This window comes from Ligilactobacillus sp. UO.C109 (assembly GCF_026847815.1).
Lineage (GTDB): Bacteria > Bacillota > Bacilli > Lactobacillales > Lactobacillaceae > Ligilactobacillus > Ligilactobacillus salivarius.
In genome coordinates, this window is sequence record NZ_JAPSFH010000005.1 from 41,209 (window position 1) to 51,616 (window position 10,408).

9 protein-coding genes and 1 pseudogene are annotated in these 10,408 nt (G+C 32.9%); 2 read left to right on the plus strand and 8 right to left on the minus strand.

Annotated elements, in window-relative coordinates:
• Positions 1–24: 24 nt before the first annotated feature.
• From OZJ21_RS01400 to OZJ21_RS01435, 8 genes are all read right to left on the minus strand, one after another.
• Positions 25–1,503 carry a DEAD/DEAH box helicase gene (locus tag OZJ21_RS01400; protein WP_003705725.1) on the minus strand — a complete coding sequence of 493 codons (1,479 nt, stop codon included), beginning with the start codon at positions 1,501–1,503 and terminating at the stop codon, positions 25–27.
• 135 nt (positions 1,504–1,638) lie between these two features.
• Positions 1,639–3,009 carry a UDP-N-acetylmuramoyl-tripeptide--D-alanyl-D-alanine ligase gene (locus tag OZJ21_RS01405; RefSeq protein WP_268857315.1) on the minus strand — a complete coding sequence of 457 codons (1,371 nt, stop codon included), beginning with the start codon at positions 3,007–3,009 and terminating at the stop codon, positions 1,639–1,641.
• Between the two features lie 137 nt (positions 3,010–3,146).
• Entirely contained in the window at positions 3,147–3,917 is a 771-nt protein-coding gene (locus OZJ21_RS01410) for a TIGR02452 family protein (protein ID WP_268857316.1), read from the minus strand.
• Positions 3,918–4,062: 145 nt separating this feature from the next.
• Positions 4,063–5,376 (minus strand): NCS2 family permease, encoded by a 1,314-nt coding sequence (locus OZJ21_RS01415; RefSeq protein ID WP_003704255.1) that lies wholly within the window; start codon positions 5,374–5,376, stop codon positions 4,063–4,065.
• A 164-nt stretch (positions 5,377–5,540) separates the two neighbouring features.
• Complete coding sequence (locus OZJ21_RS01420) at positions 5,541–7,199, minus strand: hypothetical protein (protein ID WP_268857317.1); 1,659 nt, start codon at positions 7,197–7,199, stop codon at positions 5,541–5,543.
• A gap of 10 nt (positions 7,200–7,209) precedes the next feature.
• A complete protein-coding gene (locus OZJ21_RS01425; RefSeq protein ID WP_160994046.1) occupies positions 7,210–8,247 on the minus strand; it encodes a DUF916 and DUF3324 domain-containing protein in 1,038 nt (345 codons plus the stop codon).
• A 17-nt stretch (positions 8,248–8,264) separates the two neighbouring features.
• Positions 8,265–8,888 carry a WxL domain-containing protein gene (locus OZJ21_RS01430; protein WP_099460069.1) on the minus strand — a complete coding sequence of 208 codons (624 nt, stop codon included), beginning with the start codon at positions 8,886–8,888 and terminating at the stop codon, positions 8,265–8,267.
• 324 nt (positions 8,889–9,212) lie between these two features.
• Positions 9,213–9,392: an LPXTG cell wall anchor domain-containing protein gene (locus OZJ21_RS01435; protein ID WP_180376572.1), complete on the minus strand. Its 180-nt coding sequence runs from the start codon at positions 9,390–9,392 to the stop codon at positions 9,213–9,215.
• Positions 9,393–9,414: 22 nt separating this feature from the next.
• Here OZJ21_RS01435 and OZJ21_RS01440 point away from each other — a divergent pair, with 22 nt between their 5' ends.
• Positions 9,415–10,191 carry a hypothetical protein gene (locus tag OZJ21_RS01440; RefSeq protein ID WP_268857318.1) on the plus strand — a complete coding sequence of 259 codons (777 nt, stop codon included), beginning with the start codon at positions 9,415–9,417 and terminating at the stop codon, positions 10,189–10,191.
• A pseudogene (locus OZJ21_RS01445) lies at positions 10,172–10,408 on the plus strand (hypothetical protein); the annotation flags it as partial. The gene OZJ21_RS01440 and the pseudogene OZJ21_RS01445, both read left to right, overlap by 20 nt.

Consider the following 10,408-nt stretch of genomic DNA (forward strand, 5'->3'; position numbering starts at 1 on the left):
GTATACATCAGTTCTTAAACTTAATTAAGCTTTCTTTGTTCTAATAGTAAATCTATTTTTTTTGCCACTTCTGCGCTTATTATCACGATTTTTTCTATCATGCTTGTTGAATCTCTTACTACGCTTAAAGTTATCATTACCACGACGATAATTACCATTGCGACGACCTTTCTTACGACGAGGTAATGGTTTTTCTGGTGTAATCTTTACAGGAACATCAGAAGCATCCTTCTTAGTCATATTATTTAAGAAAGCTGCTACTACTTCAACAGCATCATATTGTTCCAATAGTGCTTGTGCTTGTGCTTCATAGCGTTCTGTATCTGTATCAGCTATTAAATCTTTAATATCATCTAAAGCACTTGAAACTTGTCCAATAAATGCTTCATCTTGAGTTGGTGGCTTCAATGGATCCATGCGTTTCTTAGTTAATTTCTCGATAACACGTAGGTAATCCATTTCGTTAGGTGTAACAAATGTTACGGAAGTTCCATGGTGTCCTGCACGACCAGTTCTACCAATACGGTGAACATAACTTTCCGGATCTTGTGGAATATCATAGTTGTAAACATGAGTAACTCCTGAGATGTCTAAACCACGGGCTGCGACATCAGTTGCTACTAAGATATCCAAATCTCCATTTTTAAACTTACGTAATACGTTCATACGACGTTGTTGAGTCAAATCACCATGAATGCCAGCTGCATTGTAACCACGTGCTTCTAAACCTCGAGAAAGTTCATCAACACGACGCTTAGTTCTACCAAAAACGATTGTTAATTCAGGAGCTTGAACATCAATCAATCTAGTCATAATATCGAATTTTTCAAATTCTTTTGTCTTCACAAAATATTGATCAACTAAATCTGTTGTTAACTCTTTAGCTTTGATTTTTACAATTTGTGGATTAACCATAAATTTTTCGCCAATCTTCAAGATTTCTTTAGGCATAGTTGCTGAGAATAATAAAGTTTGACGTTCAGCTGGTACTGCTTGGATAATCTTTTCAATATCATCCAAGAATCCCATGTCTAGCATTTCATCAGCTTCATCTAAAATCAAATGTTTAACATGAGCCAAGTTAATTGTTCCTCTTTGAATATGATCAAGTAATCGTCCTGGTGTTCCTACTAAAATATGTGGTGTGTGTTGTTCAAGTTGCTTAATTTGACGTCTAATATCAGCTCCGCCATACACAACTTGGACCTTAGCTCTTTTTTCTTTTCCTAAATGAAAAAGTTCTTCTTGTGTTTGAATTGCTAATTCACGAGTTGGTGAGATTATTACTGCTTGAATTTGTCTCAAATCCAAATCTAATTGTTGTAATACTGGCAAACCAAAGGCTGCAGTTTTACCGGTACCTGTCTGTGCTTGTCCAATTACATCATTACCAGCTAAAACAAGTGGTATTGTTTCTGCTTGAATAGGAGTAGCTTCTTCAAAACCACTTCTCTTTACAGCCTTTAACAAACTTTTATCTAATCCTAATTCGCCAAATTTCAAAATTCTTCCTCCTAAAAACAATAGAAACCGAAATGGTCTTGCGCGTCATAACCATTCATTCGGCTTCTATTAACGTTCAGCCATTATCATGGCTTCTTTCTCATCATAAATTTACTCTAGATTGGCATTCAATGCTTAAATTAATTCACTTACAACGTTTTCCAAATGAATTCCGTGACTAGCTTTTAATAAAACAATATCATCAGACATTAATTCATTTTTTAAATCAGAAGTTAAAGTTAGTAAATCATCTTTTTGATAGTGATGAATTTGAGTTTCATCAAATTTCTCTCTTAATTTTTCAGCTAAATGTCCCATTAATTCTCCACATAGATAAATACTATCTATTCTATCAGGATTAATAGCTTTGGCTAAATCACTGTGCATTTCTGCAGCTTGCTCACCTAATTCAAGCATATCACCTAGAACAACAATTCTTTTACCACTAGTTGGAACTTGCTCAAAAGCATATAAAACTTCTTTAACTGCTGTTGGATTTGAATTATATACATCGCTCAAAATCTTTGCACCATTTTTAGCTTCTAACCATTCTGTTCGATTGGCTGTTAAATCAAATGATGCTAAAGCTTTTTGCATCTTATCTACTGGTATATGATAAATATTACCCACACTTAAAGCTGCTAAAGCATTGAAAACATTATATGCACCAATCATATTGATCGTGAAATCTACTTCAGGCCAAGTTGCTACTTTAAAACTTGTCTTAGTAGCATCACTAACAATATCCATTGTACGCATATCATTATTATCAAGGCTACCAAAGGTTAGTACTTCTTGACTAACTTCTTTAGCTTTCGTAGTCAATAATGGTTCGTCACCATTAATTACCAATTCTCCATCTTCTTTTAAACCATGTGTAATTTCCATCTTAGCGTCAGCAATATGATCTCTTGTTCCAAAGAATTCTATATGCGCTTCACCAATCATAGTAATTACTGCAACATCAGGTTCAGCTAATTTACTCAAAAAATCCAATTGACCATAACGATCCATACCCATTTCTACTACTAGAACTTCTGTATTAGGTTCCATACTTAAGATTGTCATAGGTACTCCAATTTCATTATTGAAATTAGCAAAAGTCTTATGAACATTGAACTGTGTAGCCAACACTGCTGCTGTCATATCTTTTGTTGTAGTTTTTCCGTTACTTCCTGTAATAGCTACTACTTTAGGATTAATTTTCATTAAATAATGCTTACCTAATTGTTGTAGAGCAACTAAAGTATCAGAAACAGGTAATACTGCAATACTATCTGGGATATTTTCAGAATGATCTTCTTGCCATAGTGTAGCAACTGCCCCACCATTGATTGCAGCTTCTACATACTTATGACCATCATTTTCAGCCACCAAAGGAATAAACAAAGCACCAGACTCGATTTTACGGCTATCGAAGCAAACACTTGTAATTGAAATATCTTCCCATTCTTCTTTAGCTTCGATATTGAGTGCTCGTGCTACTTCGGCTAATTGCATTTTCATGCTCAAACCTCTCCCTTTCAATATTATCAATTTGCAGGTATATTTAACCTCTTAATCATTATAATTATAGTAATCTACCAATTTAGAGTTCTAAATCATTGTAACATATTAACCAGAGTAATGCTTTAGATTTATCATCAATCTTTCAAAGTATTTTCAAAAATTTTCAAAACTTGTGGATTTTTCATAATATCAAAATATATTTCTTCAAATACGCCCTTGAACTCTGATCTATCTAGGACTTGCTTAAATATTTTTGCTACCATCTGTGGATCGTTTCCAAATGCACCACAACCAAAAGCACCTAATATTAAAACTTTAGTTTCATGATTTTTGAAAACACGCAAAGTTGCTAAAACTTTATTATATATATCTTCAGCAATCTTTTCTGCCGATAAAACTTTATTATTTGCTCGCATCGAAGTTACATCAGGTGCTGCAACAGATACAACATCGGCAAATTTTCCTTTCAAGATTTGGTCTTCTTTTTCATCGCGAATAAATTTAATATTACTAGCATAAATTAAATATGGACTAAATAAAAAATCATTGGGGTTTTGAATATTATGATAATAATATGTCCTGCGGTACTTCTTTAACTCTGGGTATAGAAAACTATTTCGGCAAATTGTTTGTTCTTGCGCATTTACACCATGTTGAAAATTTCCGCCAATTGTAACCGGACTTGCAAAACTCATTACTCCTAGTTTCTTATCTTCAGGAACCTTAAAAATTCTATAAAGTAAATTTTCATCCTTTACCACTATCTTAGTTTCATATTGATTTAATGTTTCCGTTTCTACAGGTAATTCTGTAATTAATTCCGAAGATTGTGGTAGTTGTCGCATTTCTACTTGATATATATTCATCGTTTTATGCGCTAATAATTGTAATCTCTCTTTATTCATCATTTCACCCCTCTATTTTTTAATCTAATTTTAATTTTATCATATAAAAAATAAAACTCAAATTTCTTATCTTAGTAGCAAAAAAACAGCATTAACAAGATTATCCATCAAGTTAATGCTGATTTTTAATATTCATTTAAATTAATTATTCACCTGTTTGCAAAATCCATAAGAAGATTAAAAATACGAAGAATAATACATACATCAAAGGTGGAACTTCTTTACCACGTTTTGCAGTAATCATTGTGATTGGGTAGAAGATAACACCTAATGCAATACCGTCAGCGATACTATATGTCAATGGCATAGTTGCAAGGATAACGAATGATGGAATAGCAATTTCCAACTTATCCCAGCTAATACGTGCCATGTTACCTGCCATTAAAACACCTACCATAATCAAAGCTGGTGCTGTAACGTATGATGTAACTACTGTTAACAATGGTGAGAAGAACATACCTAAGATGAACAATACACCAGTTGTAACAGCCGTTAAACCTGTACGTCCCCCTACCGCAATACCAGCAGATGATTCAACATAAGCACCAATTGGAGATGTACCTAAAACAGAACCCACTAACATAGCACTGGAATCAGATAGTAAAGCCTTACCTACACGAGGCATCTTGTTATCTTTCATAAAACCGGCTTGTTGTGCTAAACCAACTAATGTACCAGCCGTATCGAAGAATGTTACCAATAAGAAAGTAATTACAACTACGACTAATTGCATTGTATTAATATCTGTAACATGCTTGATTGCTTGACCAAATGTTGGTGCTAAACTTGGAGCAGATGAGATAAATTGATGTGGTGCTGGAATTAAACCTGTTACCATACCAATGATTGCAGCTACAAGCATAGCGATAAAGATTGCACCTGGAACGTTTAATAACATTAATACTGCCATTAAAACAAAACCAATAATTGATAACCATGTTTGACCTTGGAATGTTCCTAAACCAACTAATGTAGATTTGTTAGCAACGATAATGCCTGCACTCTTCATACCGATAAAAGCAATGAATAAACCAATACCAGCAGAGATAGCGTATTTCAAGTCTTGTGGAATAGAGTCAATGATCATTTCACGCAATTTAAATACTGTAATTAATAAGAAAATAATAGCTGCGACGAATACACCAGCTAATGCTGTTTGCCATGGAATACCCATACCAATAACAACTGAATAAGCAAAGAATGCATTAACACCCAATCCTGGAGCTGTTGCAATAGGATACTTAGCATAAAGTCCCATCATTAAACATCCAAAGGCACTAGCTAATGCCGTAGCTGTAAATACGGCCCCCTTATCCATATGAGCAGCACCTAAAACTGTTGGGTTAACAAATAAAATATAGGCCATTGAAATAAATGTAGTAAAGCCGGCTAAAATTTCACGTTTGATAGTAGAACCGTGCTTATCAATGCCAAAGTATGAAATAACTTTATCTTTCAAAATAATTCTCCTCTTTCGGTTTTAATAAGAAATAAGTACATTCGACTTAACTTACAATGTAAATATACACTAAAAACCGAATATTGTAAATAGTATTTAGCAAAACATTCTAAAAAAAAATAATGGGAACTCTTTTTTCATTGAGTTTCCATTATTTTTTATAATTAATTCGATGCCATAATCGGTGTCTCAGGTGAGAGATTCCAATTAATATCTTCTGTAAAATTAGTTCTAGGGGTTAAAGGATTGTGATATCCTCTAAAACTTACTTTAGCATTCAATGGTAAATCCACTAGACCGTGCTTAGATATACTTGCAACTTCTATCGGTGTAGCTGATAAGTTCTTACCTAAAATATTCAATTGTCCATTTATTTTAGTAATACTATTATCATCATTTTCCTTAATGCTAGATGTAACTTTCCATGTACTTTTACTTGTATCTGGAATGGACAAAGAAAGCTTATCACTATCCTTTGTCAGTGATTCAAAACTTCCACCATTATATATATTCTTTACTGAGATAGTACCAAAATCTATTTTATCAGGTACTTTTAAAGTTGGAACTTGAATTTGAATTAAGATAGGATTGGTTAATGTACTTAATTTCCCATCTACATATACTTTCATCATTAAATATGTCTTTTTTCCTTCAATTGCCTGCTTCATTAAATACTGTGTAAAATTATTTTTAGAAGATAGTATCATCCAATCTGTTCCTAAAGTTCCATCAGCTTTCCGATCTTTATTATTCGTAAATTCTGTAGAAACTTTCTTTAAGTCATTAATATTGTCACTCGTTGAATAGAACCAACTATAAGTCAATGTGTGGCCTGTTCCTAAATCACCGGTAACTTTATCAACAAATGATGAATCTAAATAATCTTTTGTATTAATTGAAGCATTATCCAAAGTTTCAGCTGATAATGATATTGCCTTTAATCCCCCATAAGACAATGGAATTTTCAAATTATCTGAAGGAATTTCATAAGTCAACACTGTATCTAAACCATATTTATTTGTATCAGAAGAAGCTAATCCATCAACTATACCGTCTAACTTAGTGACATCAGTTGTTATTTCATAAGTTGTCCTAATTTCATTATCAACGACATTTTGCCCGAAAAAGTGACTTTCGCCAGCATTATTTAAGATTGAATTGTCAAACTTTCCAACATTACTATCTTGAAGTTTAGGTGCATTCATGGTTAATGTAGTATTTCTTCCGACATAAAATATTCCGTCTTTTAAAGATTGATTAAAGTTAGTAACATTATTCCAGCCTAAAACAGGTGTACTCATAACAAATGGATAAGTACCATCATCTGCTACACCATTGGTTCTCCAAAAACCATATGATCCGTCATCATCATAAATACAAATCTGAATTTTATCAGCTGTAATATTACCTACTGTAACATCCAACATCCATAATGCTGTTCTACTATAATCTTTGATTTTAGTCCTTATTACATTACTACTAGATATCTCTTGACCCGAAAATGTACTTCCATTTTGCATCACTACATAATATTTCGTTTTAGTACTCTCATTCCAACTTTTATAAGCTATCATAGGAATCATAACGTGAATATTATTAGAATCCTTATATTCTTCCATATAATATCCTTCATCTTTATTAACCATAAAACCATACTTATTTCTCGTTAAACCTCCAGCTTCTTTTGTCCCCTGTGTCCAAGTTGCAAATGAAGTTGTCGGCCAAGTTACCGCTGCTTTAACAGTATTGGTATTCATTATAGTAAATAGCAATATTAATGCCATACCTGAAATAAATAATAGTAATTTTCTCTTAGTATTCATTTGTATCACACTAACTTTTTAATTTTTTTCTCTGCCACATAATAACTGCAACTAGGCTTGCAATAATCAAAATTAAAATTATTACTACTATCCACAGCATCATTGATATACCTAACCATCCTGTTTGCTTAGTCAATGGTGCTCCTTGTTTTGATGTAATTACAAAATCTTTTACCAGATGCCATTTTCTTTTTCCTGACTGCAGATGCATATCTAATGTGTATTTACCTGCTCCAAGCTGATTACTACTATCAGAAACTAAATAATCAAAACTAGAGTTAGGAGCTACTTGATAATTATTTACACTCTTGTGAACCAATGTTTTAGTATGATTCTTCTTAGTTATCTTTGAATCTATTGATAACTTACCAAACATTACTGGTTTCACATTATGTAATTTAGCAGTAATTTCAGGTCCATTCTTCACCGTTACTTTATCTAGTTCCATTTTAGCAATTCTTTTAGCTTTTGCCTGTTCAGTTATGACAACTGGTAATGTCATAGAAAAATGATTCTTAGTATTCACACCATTTTTAGTATTGTCATAAGAATTGGTTAACCGTTCTACATAAATTCCTCCAACAATTACTCCAGCAAAAGCTTGTTTGGGTACATTTAAATTTACTATAACTTTTGTACTTTCTCCTGCTTTTACTGTAACTTTTTGTTTCAATTCTTTCTTTGATACTAAATCAGTAAGTTGATATTTTGCAGTTTTATCTTTTTTATTTTTAAAATCTGTGTAATTAATCGTCCCATCATTGTTTGTAATTGCATTTCCAACTTTTACAATATAATCTATATCTTGATTTTTATTTAAATTAGAAATTTTTACTTTTACAGGTACCTTCGTTGATTTTTTTACATTTAAATCAAAATATCCTGCATCATCCTCCTTTTGTTCACGAGGATATACAGGACTTATCGTAAATTCAGCCGCGTTGTTAGCTATACTATCAGCACTTACATTTGGTACCTTGAAAAAACAAATACATAGTACAATACACAGAAATAGTTTTACTATTGAATTTGTTTTCAATCTTACCATACCTTATCTATTTATTGTTATTCACTCTCAGTTGATGAATCTTTTGTTGCTGCAGTTAAATTCCATGTCAAATTAGCTGTGTAGCTACCCGGAACAATTGCATCATGCCCATTAAATTTCAAAGTTGCATGTTGAATTGTTGAAGTTGCTGTACCTTTTTTAGCACCTGTTGAAGTTGCTACTTGATTAGATACGCTACTTGGTAATTCCAAACTAGTTTGTGCTTTAGACCAAGTCCAGCCTTCTGCCGCACCGTCACTAAACTGGAATGCTGATGGTGTAAATTGAATAGTACCATTAATTTTACTATCACCATTCACAAACGCTGTCGTATTAGTAACTGCCAAATTCCATCCAATATTGCTTAAACGTGTGTCAGTAACTACTACATTATTATTGTTAGTCAATCCTTGATCCACTGATTGACCACTAAAAATAGTACCTGCTTTAACATTATTAAATGGAAAACTTGGTACTTTGTCTAATGATAATTTAGCAGTTGTATCTGTACTCTCATCTTGAATATTAAGAGTTGCTGTACTCTGTTGATTAGTAGTATCAGCTTTTACCATTGGTACACTCAAAACCAAAGTTCCACCAAGTACTAACGTTAATAAATTTAACTTTGAAAATAACTTCATTGTGTTAATTCCCCCAAAAAAATTATATTCTTTACAGTCATATTATAGCACTATTTATAAAAAAATTGATAATACATTTTTTTATAAATGTTTTTTATTATCTTTATTTATTGAATTAATCTAATAGAATTGTACAATTCCACTCTTTTAATTTAACTTTTACTGATATTCAATAAGCCTTTTAATTAATGATATTTTTTATAATTTAATTAATTATTATTTAATGATAAAGTTATTATATTCAAAAAGGGCAAGCAGTTATAACTGCTTGCCCTTTCTTAGATTCAATCTAATTCAACGATATTTAGGGGGGATTATCGTTTATTAGTCTTTTTTCTTCTTAGCTTTCATTAATGCTAAGCTTGTCAATACGAATAGTCCACCTAGAACTCCTGCATTAGTTGAACTATCACCTGTTTGTGGTAATTCTTTACGTTGTACCGTGTGTTTCAAACTATCACTTGAAACTTTATTCACTGCTCCAGGATTTGTAGTTCCTATCATATTTCCGTTATTTCCATCATTCATGTTTTCAGATGAAATAGTATTAGATAGACTTTCACTCAAACTATCAATTAGAGATGCACTTGCACTCAACGAACTTGATGTACTTAAGCTTTCGCTTTCGCTCAAGGATCTACTCAAACTATCTGATGCATCTGTATTCATTGAAGAACTTCCACTCAAGGATTTACTCAACGAACTTGATGTGCTTAAGCTTTCACTCAAGGATTCACTTTCGCTCAAGGATCTGCTCAAACTATCTGATGCATCTGTATTCATTGAAGAACTTCCGCTCAAGGATTTACTCAACGAACTTGATGTGCTTAAGCTTTCACTCAAGGATTCACTTTCACTCAAGGATCTACTCAAACTATCTGATGCATCTGTATTCATTGAAGAACTTCCACTCAAGGATTTACTCAACGAACTTGATGTGCTTAAGCTTTCACTCAAGGATTCACTTTCGCTCAAGGATCTACTCAAACTATCTGATGCATCTGTATTCATTGAAGAACTTCCACTCAAGGATGTACTTATACTTAAGCTTTCACTTAAGGATGAGCTTGTACTCAAGGATTCACTCAAACTGCTTGATGTGCTTAAGCTTTCACTCAAGGATTCACTCAAGGAACTTGATGTACTTAAGCTTTCACTCAAGGATGAACTTGTACTCAAGGATTCGCTCAATGAACTTGATGTGCTTAAGCTTTCACTTAGTGAGGAACTTGTACTCAAGGATTCGCTCAACGAACTTGATGTACTTAAGCTTTCACTTAAGGATGAACTGGCTTTCACTTAGTGAGGAGCTTGTGCTCAAGGATTCGCTCAACGAACTTGATGTGCTCAAGCTTTCGCTTAAGGATGAGCTTGTACTCAAGGATTCACTCAATGAACTTGATGTACTTAAGCTTTCACTTAGTGAGGAGCTTATACTCAAGGATTCACTCAATGAACTTGATGTACTCAAGCTTTCACTTAAGGAACTTGATGTGCTTAGGCTTTCACTTAAGGATGAG

What these genes read in the sequence shown, in the direction of transcription:
- OZJ21_RS01405 (WP_268857315.1), bottom strand. Translation starts at nt 3,009, where the DNA reads ATGAAAATGCAATTAGCCGAAGTAGCACGAGCACTCAATATCGAAGCT.
- OZJ21_RS01410 (WP_268857316.1), bottom strand. Translation starts at nt 3,917, where the DNA reads ATGAATAAAGAGAGATTACAATTATTAGCGCATAAAACGATGAATATA.
- OZJ21_RS01420 (WP_268857317.1), bottom strand. Translation starts at nt 7,199, where the DNA reads ATGAATACTAAGAGAAAATTACTATTATTTATTTCAGGTATGGCATTA.
- OZJ21_RS01425 (WP_160994046.1), bottom strand. Translation starts at nt 8,247, where the DNA reads ATGGTAAGATTGAAAACAAATTCAATAGTAAAACTATTTCTGTGTATT.
- OZJ21_RS01430 (WP_099460069.1), bottom strand. Translation starts at nt 8,888, where the DNA reads ATGAAGTTATTTTCAAAGTTAAATTTATTAACGTTAGTACTTGGTGGA.
- OZJ21_RS01435 (WP_180376572.1), bottom strand. Translation starts at nt 9,392, where the DNA reads ATGATAGGAACTACAAATCCTGGAGCAGTGAATAAAGTTTCAAGTGAT.
- OZJ21_RS01440 (WP_268857318.1), top strand. Translation starts at nt 9,415, where the DNA reads ATGTTTTCAGATGAAATAGTATTAGATAGACTTTCACTCAAACTATCA.